The organism is Actinomyces sp. Z16 (genome assembly GCF_003111765.1).
Lineage (GTDB): Bacteria > Actinomycetota > Actinomycetes > Actinomycetales > Actinomycetaceae > Actinomyces > Actinomyces glycerinitolerans.
Window position 1 is genome coordinate 1,266,911 of record NZ_CP027862.1, and the last position, 20,534, is coordinate 1,287,444.

Annotated in this window: 15 protein-coding genes and 1 pseudogene; 10 read left to right on the forward strand and 6 right to left on the reverse strand. The window is 63.0% G+C overall.

Features of this window, described 5'->3' with window-relative positions; genetic code table 11:
• The first annotated feature begins 12 nt into the window (after positions 1-12).
• The gene (locus C3B71_RS05240) at positions 13-1,896 is read left to right on the forward strand and encodes a DUF6541 family protein (protein WP_309300312.1); all 1,884 of its coding nucleotides are present in this window, start codon (positions 13-15) and stop codon (positions 1,894-1,896) included.
• Positions 1,897-1,941: 45 nt separating this feature from the next.
• On the opposite strand, the gene rfbB is transcribed toward C3B71_RS05240, so the two are convergent.
• Complete coding sequence (gene rfbB / locus C3B71_RS05245) at positions 1,942-2,937, reverse strand: dTDP-glucose 4,6-dehydratase (protein ID WP_073327184.1); 996 nt, start codon at positions 2,935-2,937, stop codon at positions 1,942-1,944.
• A 362-nt stretch (positions 2,938-3,299) separates the two neighbouring features.
• Between rfbB and C3B71_RS05250 the strand changes: the two genes are divergently transcribed.
• The 7 genes and pseudogenes from C3B71_RS05250 to C3B71_RS05275 all read left to right on the forward strand — a co-directional run bounded on the left by C3B71_RS05250 (position 3,300) and on the right by C3B71_RS05275 (position 11,329).
• Positions 3,300-5,489, forward strand: a complete 2,190-nt coding sequence (locus C3B71_RS05250) for an N-acetylmuramoyl-L-alanine amidase (protein ID WP_108966598.1) — start codon at positions 3,300-3,302, stop codon at positions 5,487-5,489.
• Positions 5,490-5,582: 93 nt separating this feature from the next.
• Positions 5,583-6,413 carry an ABC transporter permease gene (locus C3B71_RS05255; RefSeq protein WP_073327181.1) on the forward strand — a complete coding sequence of 277 codons (831 nt, stop codon included), beginning with the start codon at positions 5,583-5,585 and terminating at the stop codon, positions 6,411-6,413.
• Positions 6,414-6,593: 180 nt separating this feature from the next.
• A pseudogene (locus tag C3B71_RS16785) lies at positions 6,594-6,881 on the forward strand (ABC transporter ATP-binding protein); the annotation flags it as partial.
• 398 nt (positions 6,882-7,279) lie between these two features.
• Positions 7,280-7,627 carry a Wzt carbohydrate-binding domain-containing protein gene (locus tag C3B71_RS16790; protein WP_325048219.1) on the forward strand — a complete coding sequence of 116 codons (348 nt, stop codon included), beginning with the start codon at positions 7,280-7,282 and terminating at the stop codon, positions 7,625-7,627.
• Positions 7,624-9,030: a glycosyltransferase family 4 protein gene (locus C3B71_RS05265; RefSeq protein WP_234416114.1), complete on the forward strand. Its 1,407-nt coding sequence runs from the start codon at positions 7,624-7,626 to the stop codon at positions 9,028-9,030. The genes C3B71_RS16790 and C3B71_RS05265 overlap by 4 nt, the downstream gene beginning before the upstream one ends.
• 80 nt (positions 9,031-9,110) lie before the next feature.
• Complete coding sequence (locus C3B71_RS05270) at positions 9,111-10,412, forward strand: hypothetical protein (protein ID WP_146752410.1); 1,302 nt, start codon at positions 9,111-9,113, stop codon at positions 10,410-10,412.
• Positions 10,409-11,329 carry a glycosyltransferase family 2 protein gene (locus tag C3B71_RS05275; protein ID WP_108966602.1) on the forward strand — a complete coding sequence of 307 codons (921 nt, stop codon included), beginning with the start codon at positions 10,409-10,411 and terminating at the stop codon, positions 11,327-11,329. Before C3B71_RS05270 ends, C3B71_RS05275 begins: the two co-directional genes overlap by 4 nt.
• Before the next feature lie 14 nt (positions 11,330-11,343).
• Here C3B71_RS05275 and C3B71_RS05280 read toward each other — a convergent pair whose 3' ends face one another.
• The gene (locus tag C3B71_RS05280) at positions 11,344-13,911 is read right to left on the reverse strand and encodes a glycosyltransferase (RefSeq protein ID WP_108966604.1); all 2,568 of its coding nucleotides are present in this window, start codon (positions 13,909-13,911) and stop codon (positions 11,344-11,346) included.
• A 65-nt stretch (positions 13,912-13,976) separates the two neighbouring features.
• Between C3B71_RS05280 and C3B71_RS05285 the strand changes: the two genes are divergently transcribed.
• Together C3B71_RS05285 and C3B71_RS05290 are read left to right on the forward strand one after the other, a co-directional pair.
• Positions 13,977-14,357: a hypothetical protein gene (locus C3B71_RS05285; RefSeq protein ID WP_146752411.1), complete on the forward strand. Its 381-nt coding sequence runs from the start codon at positions 13,977-13,979 to the stop codon at positions 14,355-14,357.
• Entirely contained in the window at positions 14,354-15,739 is a 1,386-nt protein-coding gene (locus C3B71_RS05290; protein ID WP_108966610.1) for a glycosyltransferase family 2 protein, read from the forward strand. The genes C3B71_RS05285 and C3B71_RS05290 overlap by 4 nt, the downstream gene beginning before the upstream one ends.
• Before the next feature lie 76 nt (positions 15,740-15,815).
• Here C3B71_RS05290 and C3B71_RS05295 read toward each other — a convergent pair whose 3' ends face one another.
• The 4 genes from C3B71_RS05295 to C3B71_RS05310 form a co-directional block, all read right to left on the reverse strand.
• Positions 15,816-16,763, reverse strand: a complete 948-nt coding sequence (locus C3B71_RS05295) for a lysylphosphatidylglycerol synthase domain-containing protein (protein WP_199912582.1) — start codon at positions 16,761-16,763, stop codon at positions 15,816-15,818.
• Positions 16,760-17,923 carry a glycosyltransferase family 4 protein gene (locus tag C3B71_RS05300; RefSeq protein WP_199912583.1) on the reverse strand — a complete coding sequence of 388 codons (1,164 nt, stop codon included), beginning with the start codon at positions 17,921-17,923 and terminating at the stop codon, positions 16,760-16,762. The genes C3B71_RS05295 and C3B71_RS05300 overlap by 4 nt, the downstream gene beginning before the upstream one ends.
• A 3-nt stretch (positions 17,924-17,926) precedes the next feature.
• Positions 17,927-18,955: a glycosyltransferase family 2 protein gene (locus C3B71_RS05305; RefSeq protein ID WP_108966612.1), complete on the reverse strand. Its 1,029-nt coding sequence runs from the start codon at positions 18,953-18,955 to the stop codon at positions 17,927-17,929.
• Between the two features lie 132 nt (positions 18,956-19,087).
• Positions 19,088-20,410: a UDP-glucose dehydrogenase family protein gene (locus C3B71_RS05310; RefSeq protein ID WP_073327167.1), complete on the reverse strand. Its 1,323-nt coding sequence runs from the start codon at positions 20,408-20,410 to the stop codon at positions 19,088-19,090.
• Positions 20,411-20,534 lie beyond the last annotated feature (124 nt).

Below are 20,534 nucleotides of genomic sequence, written 5' to 3' on the forward strand. Positions count from 1 at the left end.
CTCGCGGCCCTTATGTTTATCACCGTGGTGGCGCCAGGTGCTCTGCTTCTAAGAGCTGTCGGAGCACCTGGCAGGGTTGCTCTCCCGGCAGGGCCGGCAGCCACTGTGTTCATTGTTGGGACAGTGAGCACGGTAATGAAACCGTTGGGGATCCCCTGGACTCCGATCAGCGGGTGGACTGTGCTCATTGGATGTGCCGTAACCGGCTGCCTCGTCCAGTACGGACGCAGACGTCTATTGGGACGACGGCACGCGGCCGTTGATCCGTCCATCCGCAGTAGCTGGGTCCCGGCGCTGTTTGCCGTCGGTGGGATCGCCATGGCGGCAACGCTCCAGTTGATCGTGCTGACCAGCGTGTCTAGATCAGCGGATGCTCTGCTCCAAAACCACGACGCAATGTTCCATCTCAACCTCATTGAGGAGACTTACCGGAGTGGGAACGCGTCGATGTTCTCGGCGGCGAAGTCACTTAACGGTGGCCAGTACTACCCAAATACGTGGCACACATTGGCGTCGCTGCTGCGCCCGGTGGTGTCAACCCCGGCCGCTTTCAACATCATGCTGGTTCTGGTATGCGCAATGGTCGTGCCTTTCGCCCTCGTGTGCCTGACGCGCGCAGCCGGAGGCGGAGGTATTGCAACTCTAGTCGCCCCGGCACTGGGGTGTGCCAGTATTTGGCTCCCGGGATTCATGGTCACCTTCAACGCACAGGTTGCTGCGGCCTGGGCGATAGCCATCGCCCTCAGTGCTGCGGCGGCGATGCTGGTCGTCATCCGGCTGCGCTCCACCCGGCTGGCACTCGGTGTTGGTGCCGTAGCCGTTGGAGGGACGACGATGGCGCACGCCGGAGCGGGGCAGTGGTTGATCATCGTCATGCTGTTTGCGGGTGCTGTGTGGCTGGTCGGTTCGCCGTTGTCGTCCGGTTCCGCGCTGCGCCGGAGCGTCCTGGCGGTGGCCATGGTGGCGTTGCCTCTGAGCACTATGATGGCCATTCCGCAGTTGCGGGTTATGGGCGCGTACAACCATAGCGTCCGTCCGCTGGAGACTGTGGTAAAGCAAACTCTGTGGCTTGATCCCATTGACGGCTCCATCTGGGACAACGTGTTGTTGGTCCTGCTTGCCCTAACCGGCGTGGTGATACTACTGCACTCCCGTAGGCTCATGCTTCCGGCCGTGTGGGGGAGCACGGTCGTTCTCAGCGTGATAACCGCATTGCCGGAAGGACCGTGGTGGGCGCTGACCGGCGGATGGTGGGGCGACAACAACCGGTATCTGGCAACGCTGGCGCTGCTATCCGGATGCCTTGCTGCTATCGCCCTTGAAACGTGTGCGGGCGCACGTAGGACAGGCAAGCATGCACGTATGCCAATCACTCGCCGGATGCTCGGCGCCGTCATGGCATGCATCCTTGTCATGTTCGTGGCTATTCCGGGTGTCGAACGTTTTGACTTCTGGACCCGCCGCGGGTACGACGAGACGGCCCTGGTTCACCCTTCGTGGATCAGTTCCGAAGAGAGATCCACACTGGAAGCGCTTCCGCCCGGCACCTTGGATGATGCCGTCGTCTACGGTGTGCCTTCCTCCGGTGCTGCACTGGTGCCTGTGCTCTCCGCCGGCAATGCCTTTGTGCGCATTGATACTTCCCGTAGCCTTCCCTCTGCGCAGGAATATCTGGCCGTTCACTTCAACGAAATCAACAGCGATCCCCGCGTCTGTGAAATCATCAACCGAAACGGCGGCGAACCCATGTACTACGATGACACCACTCTGGATGAAGAGAAGGCGAGCAACGAGTTCCCCGGCTACAGAGACGTTGACGTCACGCATGGGTTCGAACTCGTCGCGCAGTTGGATACCGCGACGCTATGGCGCATCACCGCCTGCGACGGCCAATAGGAACCGCAGCGCCCAACCTTTCCGGTCGGGCGCTGCGGGGGTGGCTCACTGTCCCTGGGCGGCGTACTTGGCCTCGACCTCCGCCTTCAGCGGGCGCCACCAGGACTCGTTGTCCCGGTACCAGTCGATGGTGGCCTGCAGGCCGGAGCGGAAGTCCGTGTATTGCGGGGCCCAGCCGAGCTCGGTGACGAGCTTGGAGTTGTCGATCGCATAGCGCATGTCGTGGCCGGGGCGGTCGTTCACGTGCTCGTAGTCGCTGGGGTCGTGTCCCATGAGCTCGAGGATGAGCTCGACGACCTCCTTGTTGCTCTTCTCCCCGTTGGCACCGATCAGATAGGTCTCGCCGATGCGGCCCTTCTCAATGATGTCCCACACGGCGTTGTTGTGATCCAGCACGTGAATCCAGTCGCGCACGTTTTCGCCCGCGCCGTACAGCTTGGGGCGCACGCCGTCGATCAGGTTGGTGATCTGGCGAGGAATGAATTTCTCGATGTGCTGATAGGGCCCGTAGTTGTTCGAGCAGTTGGAGATGGTCGCCTCCACCCCGAAGGAACGCACCCAGGCGCGCACCAGCAGGTCACTGCCGGCCTTGGAGGAGGAGTAGGGGGAGGAGGGGTTGTAGGGGGTGTCGGGAGTGAACTTGGCCGGGTCGTCAAGCTCGAGGTCGCCGTAGACCTCGTCGGTGGACACGTGGTGGAAGCGCACCCCGTGGCGGCGCACCGCTTCCAGCAGGGTGAAGGTGCCCACCAGGTTGGTGCGGATGAAGGGGGAGGGGTCACGCAGCGAGTTGTCGTTGTGAGACTCGGCGGCGAAGTGGACCACCACGTCGGCGTCGGCCACCAGTGGGTCCGCCGTGTCTGCGTCGGCGATGTCCCCGACCACCAGGTTGATACGGTCGCCCAGATCCTCCAGGGAGCCACGGTTGCCGGCGTAGGTGAGCTTGTCGAGCACCGTCACCGTCGCGTCGGGGTGACGCACCAGGGTCTGGTGGACGAAGTTGGCGCCGATGAACCCGGCGCCGCCGGTGATGAGGACGTGCATGGAGTGCTCCCCCTGCGCTGCTAGAAGGCATTCGAACGTTGCCATCATGCCATAAGTCCGCAGGTCGACAGTTGTGCGCAGTCCGGCAAAGGGATCCGAACATGAGCGATCTCCCTCGGAGACGCGTCGGGGTGAAATAGTTCTGCAACCTTAGTCGTGCTTCAGGGTGCAACCAGCGAGATGCAGCGAGTATATCGATAACCACGCGCCCGTAATTACATCGGTGGCATTATGGCGTGAAGCACAACGCGGCGGAATGACAAGATGTGACGGGTAAAGTGCCTCATGATTCACGCGAGTCACATACGCCCCAATGTGCACATGTGACTCATGGGTTTGGTGGCGATGGCGAAAGGATCCTCATGAGAGCCCCACGACTCCTCGGAATGGCCGCAGTGGTCCCGCTGCTCGCGGCCGGACTCATGCCCGCCACGACGGCGGTCGCCGATACTGCCGAGACGGCCGCACCCGTGCAACTGCTTGAACTGACCACCTCCACCGGTGAGGCAACCGAGGTAGCCGAGGCTGGACTTGAGGAGACGACGTCGGCCGGCACGAGCGGCGGTACCGGTGTCGCCCCCGGACTCAACGAGCGCCTGGCAACGGTGGCTCGGGCGGCCTCCGCCGGCGGCGTGGACCCGGAGGCGGACGCCCTCCTGCTTACCGAACCGCTTGAGGTAGACGACTTCCTGGTCGCCGGATTTACCTGGACCGGCGCCGACGAGCTGCCCGACGGCCTGGACGTCTACCTGCGCGTGCGGGAGAACGGCGTCTGGTCCGAGTGGTACTTGAATGAGGCATCGGGGGCCGGCCGGGACGACTCCGTCGGTGTTGCCGGCACGGAGGAGTTCGTCACCGGCGGTGCGGACGCCGTGCAGGCCAGCGTCATCGGCGATGCGGCCGACCTACCCGCAGATCTCCAGCTGGCGCTGATCCCCGGCCAGCCCGTTGGCGAGGAGGTACTCGAGCCCGAGAACCTTGACTCCGTGGACGCCGAGCCCACCGCGGTGGCCACGCCCGAGGAGGCGGAGGACAACCTGACGAGCGGCCTGACTGCACCCACCGACGTGGTAACGCAGGCGGCGGATGATGCGGCCCCACAGGAGGGGGAGCCGGAGCCTACCGAGGCTGCAACCGCAACCACCGAGTCCGCTGCGGCCTCGACCGGCACGAGCGGCGGGACTTCCATTAGCCCGAACCTGCCCGCTGCGCTGGCGGCAGCCACCACCGCGGGCAGCCTGCCGGTGCCCGTGATCACGCGCGCGGAGTGGGGCGCCAACTCCTCCTATATGACCTGGACGCCGTCATACGTGACGGCCGATCATGTCATCGTCCACCACACCGCCGGTACCAACAGCTACACCTCAAGCCAGTCCGCCTCCATCGTGAACGGCATCTACTACTACCACGCGGTCACCCTCGGCTGGGGCGACATCGGTTACAACTTCCTGGTGGACAAGTACGGCCAGGTGTTCGAGGGCCGCTACGGCTCCACCAGTGCCGCGGCCGGCAAGATGGTGGTGGGTGGTCACGCCTACGGCGCCAACACCGGCACCATGGGCATCTCCATGATGGGCACCTACACCAGCGTGTCCCCCTCCTCCACCCAGTTGACCAATGTCGGCAAGATGGCCGGCTGGTTCCTGAAGCGGGCCGGGGTCACCAGCGCCACCGGCTCCTCCAACTTCACCTTCAAGTCCACGGAGAAGTACAAGGCTGGACAAACCATCTCCCTGCCCGTCATCTCCGGGCACCGCGACGTCGGCTACACCACCTGCCCCGGCGACGTCGGATACTCCAAGCTGGGCCAGATCCGCTCGACCGCGCAGAGTCAGATCAACGCCATGGGCGGTAGCTCTAACACGAAGGCGTCGAACTCCCGCCAAATCCACCTCAACAACGGGTGGTCGGGCACTGCGAGCGTGGTCTTCTACTACGGAGCATCAACATCGACGATCCTGGCGGGCGACTGGAACGGTGATGGTGTGGACACCACGGCTCGGCGTGACGGCACGCTGTTCGGCTTCCGCAACTCGAACACCAGCGGTGACTCGTTGCGCACCTTTGCGTACGGCCGAGCTGGGGATGAGGTACTGGTCGGCGACTGGGACGGCAACGGTACCGACACGTTGGCGGTGCGCCGCGGCTCGACTTTCTACTTCAAGAACTCGATGAATGCGGGCAGTGCCGACAAGGTGGTCATATATGGTCGGGCAGGTGACCAGGTGCTGGTCGGAGACTGGAACGGTGACGGCAAGGACACGCTGGCGGTGCGCCGCGGCGCCACCTACCACATCAAGAACTCAATCACCAGCGGCAGCGCCGACAAGGTGGTCGTATATGGTCGGGCAGGTGACCAGGTGCTGGTCGGAGACTGGAACGGTGACGGCAAGGACACGCTGGCGGTGCGCCGCGGCGCCACCTACCACATCAAGAACTCAATCACCAGCGGCAGCGCCGACCGGGTTGTGGTCTATGGCCGCACCGGGGACGAAGCAATAGTGGGAGACTGGGACGGCAACGGAACCGACACACTCGGTGTTGTCCGCTGACTCCCTGGTGGCGGAGAGGTGGGCGGTCGGATGCGGTAGTGTCGGTCCAACCGTTGGTCCTTGACGGGCCCGGAGACCGATCGGAGGTACGACGTGGCGATCTTCGCCGACTTGAGCGAGTCGCGTGAGCTCTTGTATAACCTCACGATGAGGGAGGTGAAGGGAAAGTACAAGCGCACAGCACTCGGACAACTCTGGTCATTGGCCAACCCGCTCGCTCAGATGGTGATATACTCATTCGTCTTCCAATTCGTCATCCGTGTGCAGCCTGACGCCGGCGATCCCTCGGGGCTGAACATATTCGCCTTGTGGCTGATGTGCGGCATTCTCCCATGGTCATTCTTCACCAACGTGGTGAATGGTGGCATGGGCGCGCTCGTCGGTAACGAGAACCTAATTAAGAAAGTATATTTCCCCAGGTCGGCGCTCCTGGTATCAAACTCGTTGTCATGGCTGTACAACTGGGCTATGGAGATGGCCGTGCTCGTGGTTGCGATAGCGATACTGGGCGGGCGTCCATGGTTATGGATTGTGCCGACGCTGCTCTTAATGGGTCTACTTGCACTTTTTGCAACCGGTGCGGCCATGATGATGTCCATGGCGAACGTGTACTTCCGAGACACGCAGTATCTGGTCGGAATCCTCTTTCAGTTGTGGTTCTATGCGAACCCGATAGTGTATCCAGCGTCGATGGTCGCTGCGCAGTCGGACAAGATCGGCCCGTTCCTGGGGGTTACTGTAATGGAGCTTTATAAGCTCAATCCCTTCTACTACTACATTATGGCGTTTCGGAACCTCTTGTACGACAACAGGCTCCCCGATCCGTCCACCATCGGCATTGTGGTGGTACTGTCGGTCTCTGTATTCCTCATCGGCTGGAGGCTGTTCGATCGGCACCAGCCACGACTTGCGGAGGTGCTCTGAATCTTGAGCCCGAATGCGGCTATTTCGGTCAATGGTGTCTCCAAGCGCTTTCGCATCTACAAGGAACGGAATCAAACGCTGAAGGCGGCCATACTCAGGCGCAGGCGCTCGGTTTATGAAGACTTCTGGGCGCTGCGGGATGTTGACTTGGAGATTCCCCAGGGGTCCACCTACGCGCTCGTGGGGGACAACGGTTCAGGTAAGTCAACCCTATTGAAGTGTTTGGCCAAGATACTTGTGCCAGATGGCGGCACCATCACCACGCGGGGCCGGATGGCGGCGATGTTGGAGGTGGGATCTGGATTTCACCCGGAGCTCTCCGGTCGCGACAATGTCTACTTAAACGGTTCCATCCTAGGGATGAGTAAAAAGGAGGTGGATGCCAAGTTTGATGAGATTGTGGACTTTTCGGGCGTTGAGGAGTTCATTGATCAACCGGTAAAGAACTACTCGTCGGGGATGTATGTGCGCCTCGGATTCTCTGTGGCCATCCACACGGAACCGGAAATCCTGTTGGTAGACGAGATCCTTGCGGTTGGCGATGCCGCATTTCAGGAGAAGTGTGGGGAGAAGTTCGCCGAGTTCCGCCGTGACGGGCGTACCGTGGTTCTGGTGTCACATTCGATGCCGCAGATCCGTGCAATGGCCGACCGCGCGGCATGGCTGGCTCATGGTCGGATTCAGGATGAGGGGGAGGCGAAGGTGGTTCTGGAGAAGTACTCAGACTCGACACGTGCCAACGTCCGTGTTGATGCTAACGGACGCGTTCGCTGGGGAAGCGGTGAAGCGCGTGTCGAACAAGTAGAACTGCTCGACCGCCACGGAACGCCTACCGGGGGCACGTGTGCACAGGTGATGAGGTCATTATGCGCCTGCACTACAATGCCGAGACCCGGATCGAACATCCACATTTCGGATTCGCGATGGAGACGAGTGACGGACTTTATCTCTGGGGCAATAATACTCGCGACCTCGAGTTCGACGTCCCGTATCTTGAGGGGAGGGGCAGCGTGGACCTGACTGTTCCGCGATTGCCTCTGCAACCCGGCCAGTATATTATTCACGGCTCAATTGTTGACACGTCCACGCTGCACGTGTACGACTATCTACGGGACAGTGCGCGGCTGTACGTTGCGCGCGGAATACCATTTGAGTCGGGTGGCCCGCTAATTATGGACGGGCGCTGGAGTTGGCCAGCGGAGGTACATGAATGAACACGATCGCCACGCCCGCGCGCACGTCCTTGCCGCGAGTCCTCGTTGTTACATTAGATGCATTGACGCAACGTATGGCGGGCCCTGCTATCCGCGCGTGGGAAATCTCCTCTCATTTGGCCGAGCGTGGTCACCGCGTCCGCTTAGTCACATTCGGTAAGTGTGAACGAAGCGACGTTCGATTTGGAACTGCTCAGGTCAGCGTAGAGAGCTTCCGTGCGGAAGTCGAAGGCGCTGATGTAGTGATCATCCAAGGCTTCGTCGCCGCGACGTTTCCGTGGCTGAAAGACGTGCCTCAATGTTTAGTCGTGGATCTCTACGATCCGTTCCAACTGGAATCGTTGGAGGTTGAGAAGTACAAGCCGTTGCCCGAGCGCCACGCCGCACTGGCCAACGCGTTGCGGGAGCTTTCCGCGCAGTCGGTGCGCGGTGACTACTTTATCTGTGCCTCAGAAAAACAGCGCGATCTGTGGATCGGTCACTTGGCTTTGGCTGGTCGCGTTAATCCGGAGACCTATGATGCGGACCCGTCGCTTCGCTCGCTTTTAGGCGTCGTTCCGTTCGGTACTTCTGATAGTCCTGCCATCCAGTCCCGGCACGCGATTAAGGGCGTGATCCCGGGGATCGGTGAGGACGACCCGGTCATCCTGTGGGGAGGCGGCGTCTACAATTGGTTCGACCCGCTCACGGCGATACGCGCGGTGGTGCGTGTTCGTGACACGATTCCGAATGTGCGGCTATTCTTCCTAGGGATGAAGCATCCGAATCCTGATGTCCCTGAGATGACGATGGCGGTGCGCACGCGTGCGCTTGCGGATGAACTCGGACTCACTGGGACTACGGTGTTCTTTCATGAAGATTGGGTTGTCTACGAGGATCGTGTAAATTATCTCAAGGATGCCGATGTTGGTATTTCCACCCACTTCGACCATGTGGAGACGTCGTTCTCCTTCCGCACCCGGATCCTGGATTATTTGTGGGCGGGGCTTCCGATAGCCTGTACGGCGGGCGATTCCTTCGGCGATTTGGTGGCGGCGGAGGATCTGGGAGTGGTCGTCTCCGAGTGTGACGATGCGGCCCTCGCCGCGGGAATCCTCGATATTTTGAATGATGCGGGGCGTGCGCAGCGGATTCGGGACAACGTAGCACGAGTGGCTGAGCGGTATACATGGTCGCGGTCGCTGACGCCGCTGTTAGACTATTGTGCGGCTCCAAGGCGTGCGGCCGATGCGGCCCGGTTGACAACGGGCGGAGGGTACCCCGGCGAGTCGGGGCTCCCGGTGATGACGAAGGCGGGTATCGCGCTGCGTAGCGCGGTGCGGGTGATGCGTACTAGTGGCGTGTCCGGCGTCATTTCGAAGACCAAGATGCGGTTGGCGCGCAGCGGCCGGCGAGGGCGGTAGCAGCTGAAGTGATTACGAAAGCGGGAACCGTGGGGATGCGGCGCGTCTTCGGATGGATACGCCGGCGTCGAGTGGACTTATTGATTGCCGCCATTCTGTTGGTTACTTCGTTGGTGGCCTCGGCCGTCACTGTTTTCCGTGCACCCCAGGTCAGTCCGATCGACGAGATCAGTCACATTGATTACGTCTGGCGGGTTATGCACGGCGAGGTTCCACATCGTGGGGATGAGCTCACAGATTTCGCCTTGAACCAGTGGGCTTGCAGAGGGCAGGAAAATGTCGGCGATTCTCTGCCCGCGTGCGGTACGACGGACCGCGCAGAATTCGACATCATCACGGAGAACTACAACGCTTGGCAACCACCGTTGTTCTTCGCTGTTGTGGGAATGATGACCCGTGTCGGGATGATGCTGACCTCCTTTGATGCGGTCGTTCTGATGCGGTTGGCGTGCGCTGTCATTTTCGCCGTCGGCTTGGTCTGCCTGTATGCGATCATGCGTCGCTGGGGCGTACCCGCTGCGGTTGCTTTTGGTTGCTGCGCCCTTCTATTCGGAATGTCAGCGTTCGCGTTGACGTCTAGTACCGTGTCCACGGACGCGCCATTCCTGTTGGTCGGTGTCGGCGCTGCGTGGGTGCTGAAGCGTGAGGCCAGAGACGAGAAGCACGGCTGGCATATTGCGCTGCTCGTCGGTCTGCTCTCAGCTCTGGTTAAGACCATCGCGTGTGCGGCCGTGCTAGTGGTTGCGGTTGTGTTGGGGGTTACTGGTCTTTACCGGTTGCTGCGGCACCGTGCTGACGGATGGCGTTGTGGCTTTACCGCGCTCGGGGCCGTCGTGGGTGTCGGAATTGGGACGCTGACTTGGAACGCGTACACCTCCGCGCACACCCCCGCGGGCTGGCAGAATCCGGTGCTCGGTGTCAACACAGTGGTGCTGGAGAGCGGCGAGCTGCCGTTCCTGCACTGGCTGGCAACCGGTACGAGCGTCTTCGGGTGGTCCGGCTTCTGGGAACCTGCACAAACGGTTACCTATCTTGGCAGCTTTACCCAGGGGATCGCTGCGCTGCTGCTGACCGCTGCGCCGTTCATGGCTGTGCTGGTGCTGAGCGGTCCTGAACGTAAATTGGGTTGGGTAGGGTTGCTCGGCCCGTTTATGGTGGTGATGTTCGTCGAGGTCCAAGAATGGCTCCGCGAGAACGCCTATTTCGCTACTGTCTTTCCTCGATATGGACTCTCGCTTGTTGCGCTGACGGCTCTGTGTTTGGCCGTTGCACTCCGAAACAGGTCGCGTACGACTCAGGCGCTCACCGCGTTAGGAGGGACGTTGATTGCGGTGCTCAGCGTGCTCGACGCCATGGGTATGGGGGCCTTGTCGGTATCATGAGCGCGGTCGCCGGCGTCTGGGCCGTTGTTGTCAGCTATCACCCGGGGCAGGAGCTTCGGGGACTGCTTGAGGCACTTACTGAACAGTGTGAGGGCGTCGTCGTAGTAGACAACGGCTCTGACACGGACGAACTGTCCGGTTCCTCAGGTATACGCTCGCTGTGTCACGCCGTGGGAGCCGTCTTGGTTGAGCAGGGGGCTAACACGGGCGTGGCCACGGCTCAGAATCGCGGTATATCGGTCGTGCGTGCGCGGGGTGCACGTTTCGTGGTGCTGTTCGACGACGACTCCGCACCGTCCGACGGAATGATTGCAAAGCTCCGCGAGGCGCTAGCCCAGGGCGACCACGGCCGAGTAGCGGCTGTGGGTCCGTTGATTCGAGAGAACAAGCCGGGCGGTGACCAGTTGGTCTACGTTGCTCGGCGCTGGGGGCCCCGGCGGGCCACGGTCGACGAGTTGCGATCACCCCGGCTATCTGCCGCCTTCTTGCTGGCCTCCGGCTGCCTGATTGATCTGGACGTCTTAGCAGAGGTCGGGGGAATGAATGAGGCCATGTTCATTGACCACGTGGATCTCGAGTGGGGCCTGCGCGCCCGCAAGGCGGGCTATGCCCTGCTAGTGGCTACCGGAACGGTCATGAATCATTCTCTCGGAGATGAGACGGTTCAGCTGCCGGGGCGAGCACAGCCCGTCCATGTTCACGGGCCGATACGCGGTTACTACCTGATGCGAAACACGATCGCGCTGATACGGTCCGGCCTCATGCCCGTTGCCTGGAGGGTCGGCTACTTGGTGTGGATGTTGAAGTACATTGCCTTCAACGCACTCATTGCCGACAGACGCCGTGAGCGTCTGCGCGCAATGAGTCGTGGCATCGTGGACGGGCTGCGCAACAGGGGCGGCCCGGCTCCCTTTTGACGGCTGGCGGGGCTTCAACGCTTAGCGACCGTGCGTCTGATGACGCGCACGGCACGCTTGACGACGGCCACAGCACCTTCACGCTGGAACAGATCCTGCGTCTTGAGCAGCATGCGGTGGGTTCGTGATACAGGTGGCGCGTCAGGGACCGGTACAGCGACGTAGGCATCGACCCGCGCGTCTACACCGGAGAAAGGCTCATCGTCGGCGACGTCCTTCCACCCGCTGTGCGCGCGGTGTCCGTGCTCGCGTACGGCAAGTGCGACGTCGATGAGGATGTTCTCGTAGACCACGGCTTGGAGGTACGGGGAATAGTTAAGCAGTGCTTCCCGGCGCGCATGGGCGCCCACGCGCGCGCGTGCTCTGGGACTTTCGAGCAGAGTCTCGAGCGCACGCTCCCACTCTTGAGGCGTTTTAGCGAGGTAACCGGTCCGTCCATCGTCGATGGCCTCACGGAAGGGTTGAGTTGGCGAGGCGATCGTGGGAGTCTCGACCAGGGCTGCCTCCAGCCACTTAATGGCTGATTTGGACTCGTTGAAAACGGAGTCTCCGGTCAGTGGCGCCAGACAGATATCGGTATCGCGCAGGGCCCGCGGCAACTCTTGCCAGTCAAGGAAGGGGAGACGCTGCACGCGGTCTCCGAAGCGCTGCAGGGCAGTGGTGGGCTGAATGTGGCCGCCGAGAACCAGGACCACGTCTTGGTGTCGTTCCATGACCGCGGTGACTGTGGACTCAATGCTCGCCCAGTCGGCGTCGTGCGTAGTGGTGCCCGAGAAATACCCAATACGCGGGGGTCCAGGGGTGCGGGGAGAGGCGACAGCTGCGTCGGAGGCGCGGGCCAATATTCTCCCGACGCCGTTGGCGAAGCGGTATGCGGGCAGTCCTGTCAGCTCGTTCGCCCGGTCGCACAGAACTTGTGTCGATCCAATATAAGCGTCAGAGTTCTCTAGTGTGGTGCGATAGCGCTCGACACCGTGCCACCACAGATCTGCCTCCGCATCGGAGAGTCCATCAAGGTTATCTAGCGTGCCACGTAGCGACGGATCGAAAATAAGATCATCGACGTCGAATAGAATCGGCACGGTCCGGTCCGAGTCCTTGATACTGTTGATGAGCTCCAATATCTGATTGGTGGCAGGAACTCGGTAGAGAACGACGGCGTCCGCCTTGCCGGCGATCTCGGTGAGCTCCGGATCACGGTAGTGACGGACGTCAGTGTGGTATCCGCGTATTCGTAGCGCCTCGGCGGGCAAGTGCACCCGGTACCGCAGCGGGGCGCCAGAGATACCGACAATGAACAGGATCCGGTGCAAGAGACTGCGTTGGGCATCGCGCACTGCGGCCTGTGAGTCCGCTTGTGCCGAGGGCGCCGACGGGCCGTCGACTAGATCTTCGTAAAGCTTGAGAATGCCGGCCGCCTGATCGGAGAAAGTGCGGATAGGTGAGGACGACCCCCGGCCCGTCATTGACCTGGCGGTGCTGGGATCGGAGGCGAGTTCCCTCAGGGCATTGGCTAAGGCCTCGGGGTTGCCCGCCGGAATGATCAGTCCGTTGAAACCATCCTCCACCGCCTCCTCAGGGCCGAGCGTATCCGTACACACCACACCCAGGCCCGCGGCGAGAGCCTCGCGAGTCAGAATCGAGTGGGACTCACGCATGACAGAGGGCAGTACAAGGAAGTCGTGCTTTGCCAGTACCGTCGGCAACTCCTCCGGGGCAAAGGCGGGCTCGAGTCTGACCCAGGCGGGAAGATTCCGAACATGTGCTTCGTGCGTGCCATAAGCGTCAAGGACGAGCTCGGAGACATCTTCGAGTCTGCGGCATGCGTCCACCAGAACATCGAAGCCCTTCATCGCCTGGGCACCACCGGCGTACATAAGGCGTAGAGGGCCGGCCGCTTCGCGTGGGCGGAGCGCCGCCGTCCGGGTGAGTGTGGCGAGCTGCTCATCCGGTAGCCCGTTCTCATCTACACGCAGAATGGAAGCGTCCACGCCGTTGGCGGCATAAACGCGGGCAGCGCTGGCGGACGGTGCGAGTACCACATCGACGGCGTCCAGCGCGCGGCGCATGCGTGCAGAGCGTTCCCGAAGGGCTGGTCCGCCGGTCTCACAGTCGCACGCTCCCAGATCGGCGACCAGCGAAGTCGGGCGCATGTCCTCGTTAACCAGGAACTGGTGGGAGCAGAACCACCAGAAGTCGTGCATGGTCAGCACCACGCGGGCACCGGCATTGTGGGCGGCCTCCACGAGTCCGACACCCAGAGTCTGAATCGAGTGAAAGTGGACCACTTGGGGACGAACTCGGTCAAGCCATGTTCGGAAAGCGGCAGTCGCCTCAGGATTGTCCCAGTTGCGTTCATCGTCCCAGGCCGTCCATGGGGTCGTCACCAGCCAGGTGACGTGTACGCCTTCAACATCCTCGTCCCAAGTCTCCAGCGGACGGCGGTTCTTATCGAGGTACCCCGCGTAAACGTAGGACTCGTGTCCGGCTCTATGCGCGGCGAGGGCGACCCGCTGCGGCACGAGGGTGCCGCCGGAAACGAAATTCGGAGGATAGTGTCCTGACACCTGGGCGATCCGCATGGGACTCATGCTACCGGCACCGTCTTGTGCTGACGGTCGTGGCGCGTCGCCGTATGCTGGCGTTCATGACCGACTCAACGCCTGTCGACCCCCATACCGACCTGCGCACAGCCGACCGCATGTTTCGTCAGGCGCTCGCAGCCCGGGCAGAAAGCGCCGAAGTACAGGGCCTCAAGCAGGAGATTGAGGAGTATCGAGCGCTGGTGACAATGTTGCGCGCGGGTATCCGCTTGCGGGACCAGTTGCTGCAGGAACAGGCGACGCGGGTGCGGGAGGAGACGCTTCGAGCGGACAAGGCCCAAGATGAGTTGCAGGCGGCGACGTCGTCGGAAGCGTCGACCGCACGCAAGGGGCATCCCGTGCTGGGTAGGCTGTCGCGGCGGGTGGCCATGCCGATCCGTGGAACCCGCCGGATTATCGGGACAATGGCTGGGAAGAACCGATGACAGCGGTCGATGTCTTCATTAGCCCGGGCAGCGACGAGGATGAGGAACGTACCCTCGCAGCGTTTGGCCTGGTGCGCCGGGAGCAGGATCGGGCATGCGTCACCCCTTGGCGCGAAGCCGTTGTGCGTCCGGAAGCGTCTCACGTGTTGCTGTTGCGGGCTGGCGACAAGGTTGAGTCGGGAGCCCTGGAAGCATTGTCGTGCTTTGCTCAGGCATTTGAGGCCCAGGTCACTACGATGAACGCCAGGACTCCTTTCGGCGTCATACACTCTCCGCGCTGGCTGCCGCTGTTGCTGGAACAACTGCCCTACGGTGGGCGTGCGGTGCTAATCGAAGGCGGGTACGCCGCGAAGAAACTGCCACAGTTGGAAGACTCGATGTCGGATTGGGAGATCTTGCTGCGAGTCACGTCGGAGGCGGAGCGGATCGTCCACTGCCCGGTGACGGCGGTGGTACAGGCCACCACGACCAGCATGGCGGCACAATCAGATCGCCCGAAGCTGACACGCATGTTCCGCGCTGCACAGGGGCGTTCCGCGGAATCAGTCGTTCTGTCCTCCGCGGGCATGCCACTCGTGCGGCATAGGGACGATGCTTCTGAGCACGTGTCGATCATCGTGCCAACCGCCTTCGCCAGTCGGCGCGTCGACGAAGCCACAGAGGTGCTGGTAGAGCGTCTATTGCGGGCACTCGTACGCACAGTCGAACATGACCGCTGGGAGGTCGTGCTTGTTGTTGACGAGACAACCGCGGATTCGGCGGTGACGCCTTGTCGGGAAATCCTTGGGAATCGTCTACGCGTGGTCCGGACGAGCGGTCCGTTCAACTTCTCCGTGGCCGTCAACGAAGGCGCGAGGCAAGCCGCGGGAGATGTTCTGCTGCTGCTCAACGATGATGTTGAACCCATCACCTCGGGTTGGATGAACAATCTTCTAGGTACGCTCGCCAGGCCAGAGGTCGTGGTTGTCGGTGCCCGACTGCTGTTTGAAGACGACACCATTCAACACATGGGAGTGGTCTGCCCTCCCGGTGAGTTACCCATGCATCCTCGGATCTTCGAGGTTGACGATCCGGGTCATCCTCAGGCGCAGGCGGATGTTCCGTATCTGGCGGTGACGGGTGCTTGCTTGATGTGTACAGCCGCCGACTTCCGGGCCGTCGGCGGATTCAACGAAGACCTGCCTCTCAATTTCAACGACATTGACTTCTGCCTCAAGGCGGGTACTGACGGCAGAGCCGTGATTTGCGTGAACTCGGTGCGGATGCGGCATCGTGAGTCCTCTACTCGTCGTCCGCAGATCACCTCTGAGGAGATCGCCTCCCTGCTGCCATGGCAGCACAGCATGATGCGTGATCCGCATATCGAATACCGACACTGGTGACCGGTGACCGGCGAAGGTTAAGTGGCGTCGGGCCCTCGGCGGGACGCCACTCGCAGGGCCCCACGGATCAATTGAGTTACTTGGTGTGGCGCAGGCCTGACACACGACGCATGGTCAGAAGACTTCCGCCGCCCATGACGAGATCCGCGACGGTCAGCACCACGCGGGACAGCAGCACCACCGCGACGACGCCGCCGGTGGTCAGCGAGCCCGCAAGGACGAGCCCGAGCACACCCTCGCGCACGCCGGCGCCCGCGGGAACGAATACGATCAGGAAGCCGACGGTCCAGGCCATGGCGTACCCGCCGATGCACAATGCCAGTGTGGCCGGCGAGCCGGCCATTCCAATGCCGATACCCAGCAGCCACACCTGAATGCCGGCGACCGCCCAGGCGACGAGTGTCCAGGCCGTGCAGGCGCCGATCCCGGACCAGCTGACCGGATGTTCCAGCGGAGGCCGCCCCGTGAGCCGGAAGACCAGCGCGAGTAGCCGGTTGAGGACCGGCGGCAGCAGCATGACGACGAAGACGGGGAGTGTCCAGCTCACCCAGCCGTAGCTGTCGCGCAGCTGGTCTGAGGCGAAGGGCATCATCACGACCGCCAGCGCGGCGCCGGTGACGATGGAGACGATTACCGTCACCGCCATGACCGACACCGAGCGGCGGCGCGGAATGTCATGGTCTGCACCGAGCTCCGCCGCGGCGAGGATGTTCCACACCCCTCCGGGCATGTACTTGCCGAGCTGGGAGACGAAGAAGACGCGGAAGGCCGCGCTCAGCGGCAGCGTTGTGCCCATGTCCGCCAGCAGCACCCGCCACGCCAGCATGGTCAGCAGCACGTAGATCACGCCGGCCAGCAGTGAACCGAGTAGCAGTAGCGGATTCATGCCGGCCATGGCGGCCACGATGTCATCCCACTGGGAGACGACCGCATACACGGCCAGCAGGACCACCAGCACGAGAAAGCCAACCCGGACCGGCGTGGAGCGCAGCGCATCCACGGTCTTCTTGATGAGCAGGCTCACCGAGTCGCCTCCGTGGTACGAGCGCGCTCCAGGGCGGCGACCAGCGGGAGGACGGCCTGCTCGGGCACGAAGGCCGCCGCGGCGGCCTTGGCGCGCTCACGTGCGTCGCGCAGTGCCGTCGGATCGGTTGCCAGACGCTCCAGGGCGTCCGCCAAGGCGCGGGGATCACCCGGCGGGACCAGAATCGCGCCGTCGCCGATCGCGCGGCGTTGCGGGGCGGTGTCGGAGGTGACGACGGCGCATCCGGCCGCCAGCCCTTGGTAGACCTTGTTCGGGACGACGTCGAGCGCTTTGTCGGTGGTGCCGACGATGCCGAGGCAGACGTCGTGCTCGGCCACCACACGGGGCAGCTCGGCGGAGTCCACCCAGTCGCGCCACTGAACCATCCGCTCGGCCGGGGAGCCGGCCAGGATCTGTTCGCATTCGGCGCGATCCTGCCCCGCTCCGATCAGCAACGTTCGCACCGGCACACCTCGCTCAGCAAGTTGCCGCAGCGCGTGAGCGATGTATGGCGTGCCTTGCAGCGGAGTGAACAGCCCGAAGAAGACCAAGGTGAGGGGGCGTCCTGTGTTCCGGGCGCCGTCGTCGTCGCCGCGTGCCGTGGCGGCGCCCTCTCCGGCCTCATACCAGGAAATGGGGGCCCCGACCGGGACGATCACCCCGCGGTCGGTGATGGAGGCGTCAAGCTTGGCGGCGTGCTCGGCGGTGTCCAGCACTACCACATCGGCGCAGTGTGTTGCCATACGGTCGAGGGCGGACAGAAGCTTTGCCTTGGCCCCATCCTCGCCGCGGTCGCGGGCGGTGCCGGAGGCGAAGATCAGGTGGTCCAGAATGATCGTCGTGCGGGGGTAGAGCAGACGGGCCAGCAGCACGTCGAAATGACCCATGTAACCCACCAGCAGGGCATCGGGCTTGTGGGAGCCGCGATAGCGGCGACTGCCGGCGGCCAGACGAGACCAGCGCGAGGCCAGTCGCCCGGCAAGAACCGGGAGTCGCCAGGGCTGTTTGAGGATCGCGACCCGGTCGGCGGTGCTCAGTCCCAGGGGCTCATCCAGCTCGCGGACCTTGTTGCCGGGTGTGCGACGCAAGCCCTCCAGAAGCACCTCGACGCGCGGATGCGAGGCGACGTCATAGGTGCCGAAGCCCAGAACCCTGCGCACGTCTCAGTCTTCCTGGCTGTTGGGATCGTCCCCGCCCGGCAACAGGCCGGGGATGAGGGCGGCTCTGATACCGGAGATCTGCGTGTCGTCCACGCGCCCATACTCGATGTTCTTCACCCGTTCCAGAGTCTCCTCGATCAGCACCCGGTTGGTGCGCTGCAGGTCGGCGATCACCAGCAGGGCCACACACAGCAGGGCCGCCACCAGCATCGTGGTGCCGAAGACCAGCGACTGGATGTGACCGCCGGCGGTGCCCATGCACCACAGGATGAAGAAGCGGACGAACGGAATGGCCCCGACGATCGCGAAGAACGCTGCCAGCCAGCCCAGCACCACGTGCGGTTTGAACATCAGGTAGGAGCGGGTGATCGCTCCACCGGACTTGGCCATGTGCTGGAAGATGTTGTTGAACAGGCGCGATTCACGCGTCTTGGGGTTGGTGGTGATCGGCACCGACGCAATGCGCAGCCGCTTGTTGCCCGCCTGAATGATCGTCTCCATGCAGTAGGAGAACTGAGTGATCACATTGAGTTTGAGCAGGGCGTTCTTGGAGTAGGCGCGGAAGCCGGAGGCGGCGTCGGGCAGGTGGGTGCCGGCCGCGTAGTTGACCACCTGGGAGCCGAAGTGCTGCATGCGCTTCTTGAACCAGGAGAAGTGAGCGATCTTGGCGGTCTGCCGATCGGCGATGGCGATGTCGGCCTCGCCGCGCACCACCGGGGCCACCAGGTCGCCGATGTACTCCTGCTTGTACTGGTTGTCGCCGTCGGTGTTGACCACAATGTCGGCGCCGTGCGCCAGGGCGTAGTCAACGCCGTCCCGGAAGGAGCGGGCCAGGCCCATGTTGCGGGCGTGGCGCACGAAGTGCTTGACCCCGTGCTCTCGGGCCACCTCCACGGTGCGGTCCTTAGAGCCATCGTCGATGACGAGGATCTCGATCTCGTCGACCCCCTCGATCTGACGGGGAATCGTGTCCAGGACCAGGCCTAGCGTCCCCTCCTCATTGAGACAGGGGATCTGCACGAACAGCTTCATGAACTTCCTTCTCGGATGGGAGCGCCGGCGAACGCAGGTAGGTGCCTCGAGCACCGCGATGGTGTGACGTGGCCAAGCCTACAAGCTGCCCGCCATCCGGGGCGGCACCGGATGCCTACACAGGGGCGAGCTTCAGCGCCGGCCGATGCCCGCGTAGGTGAAGCCGGCGGCCTTCCAATCCTCGCGCGGCAGCGCATTGCGCCCGTCGATGACGATGCGGCGGGCCACCAGCTCGGCGGCCTTGGCGGGGTCGAAGGTGGTGAACTGCTTCCACTCGGTTCCCAGCACGATCAGGTCAGCGCCATTCAGCGCCGCCTCAATACTGGAGGCGATCTCGTAGGGCAGGCCCTCGCGGTCGGCCAGGATGGGGCTGGCCGCCGGGTCCATGACCACCACAGAGGCGGACAGGTCCGTGAACTCCTGCGCCAGGTCGAGTGCGGGGGAGTTGCGCATGTCGTCACTGTCCGGCTTGAAGGCCGCGCCGAGGACCGCCACCCGCTTTCCAGCCAAGTCCTCGCCCAGCAGCCGACGCGCGGTGTCCACCACGGAGTGGCGTACGGCGTCGTTGACCTTGTCCACTTCGGCCAGGAAGCCAAGCGACTCGCCGACGCCCAGTTCGTTGGCGCGGGCCTGGAAGGCGCGAATGTCCTTGGGCAGGCAGCCTCCACCAAAGCCGATACCCGCACGCAGGAACCGCTTGCCGATGCGGTCGTCCAGGCCGATGGCGCCGGCCAACGCGGTCACGTCGGCGTCGGCGGCGTCGCAGATCTGAGCCATGGCGTTGATGAAGGAGATCTTGGTGGCAAGGAAGGCATTGGCGGAGATCTTCACCAGCTCCGCGGTCTGATAATCCATCACCAGCCGGGGCTTACCCGCCTCGATAATCGGCCGGTACAACTCGTCCAGGACCGCCTGTGCGTCCGCCGCGGCCCGCTCGTCGTCGGGCAGTCCGTAAACCATGCGGTCGGGGTCGAGGGTGTCCTTGACCGCGAAGCCCTCGCGCAGGAACTCCGGGTTCCACACCAGGGTCACGCCGGTAGGGGCGACCTGCTCGGCCAGGCGGGCGGCGGTACCCACCGGGACGGTGGACTTGCCGGCGACGACCTCCGGTCCGTCGGTGCACTGGCCCAGGTGCGGCAGCATGCCCTCGATGGCTGCGTTCACGTAGGTGAGGTTCGCGGCACCGGTCTCCGACTGGGGCGTGCCCACGCCGATGAAGTGCACCTGCGCGCCGGCGATTGCCGCGTAGTCGGTGGTGAAGGTCAGCCGCCCGGCATCCACGTTGCGGCGCAGGACATCCTCGAAATCGGGCTCGAAGAAGGGGGCCTTGCCCTGGGACAGCAGCTCGACCTTGCGGGCGTCGACGTCAACCCCCACCACCGTATGGCCCAACTCGGCCATCGAGGCCGCGTGCACAGCGCCCAGGTATCCACAACCAATTACCGAAATACGCATGTGGGAAGGCTAACGGACTAGGCAAGGACTTGGCGCGTGTCGCGTCGCAGAGATGGCCACATTTTCGGACTCGTTGCCCACAGGGGTGGTGGGTGGGTCACGTCCCCATGAGGTGCACCCCGCT

Excerpts from the sequence above, each read along its gene's own strand:
- C3B71_RS05240 (WP_309300312.1), top strand. The coding sequence starts at position 13 with ATGTTTATCACCGTGGTGGCGCCAGGTGCTCTGCTTCTAAGAGCTGTC.
- rfbB (WP_073327184.1), bottom strand. The coding sequence starts at position 2,937 with ATGCACGTCCTCATCACCGGCGGCGCCGGGTTCATCGGCGCCAACTTC.
- C3B71_RS05250 (WP_108966598.1), top strand. The coding sequence starts at position 3,300 with ATGAGAGCCCCACGACTCCTCGGAATGGCCGCAGTGGTCCCGCTGCTC.
- C3B71_RS16790 (WP_325048219.1), top strand. The coding sequence starts at position 7,280 with ATGCGCCTGCACTACAATGCCGAGACCCGGATCGAACATCCACATTTC.
- C3B71_RS05265 (WP_234416114.1), top strand. The coding sequence starts at position 7,624 with ATGAACACGATCGCCACGCCCGCGCGCACGTCCTTGCCGCGAGTCCTC.
- C3B71_RS05275 (WP_108966602.1), top strand. The coding sequence starts at position 10,409 with ATGAGCGCGGTCGCCGGCGTCTGGGCCGTTGTTGTCAGCTATCACCCG.
- C3B71_RS05280 (WP_108966604.1), bottom strand. The coding sequence starts at position 13,911 with ATGCGGATCGCCCAGGTGTCAGGACACTATCCTCCGAATTTCGTTTCC.
- C3B71_RS05285 (WP_146752411.1), top strand. The coding sequence starts at position 13,977 with ATGACCGACTCAACGCCTGTCGACCCCCATACCGACCTGCGCACAGCC.
- C3B71_RS05290 (WP_108966610.1), top strand. The coding sequence starts at position 14,354 with ATGACAGCGGTCGATGTCTTCATTAGCCCGGGCAGCGACGAGGATGAG.
- C3B71_RS05305 (WP_108966612.1), bottom strand. The coding sequence starts at position 18,955 with ATGAAGCTGTTCGTGCAGATCCCCTGTCTCAATGAGGAGGGGACGCTA.
- C3B71_RS05310 (WP_073327167.1), bottom strand. The coding sequence starts at position 20,410 with ATGCGTATTTCGGTAATTGGTTGTGGATACCTGGGCGCTGTGCACGCG.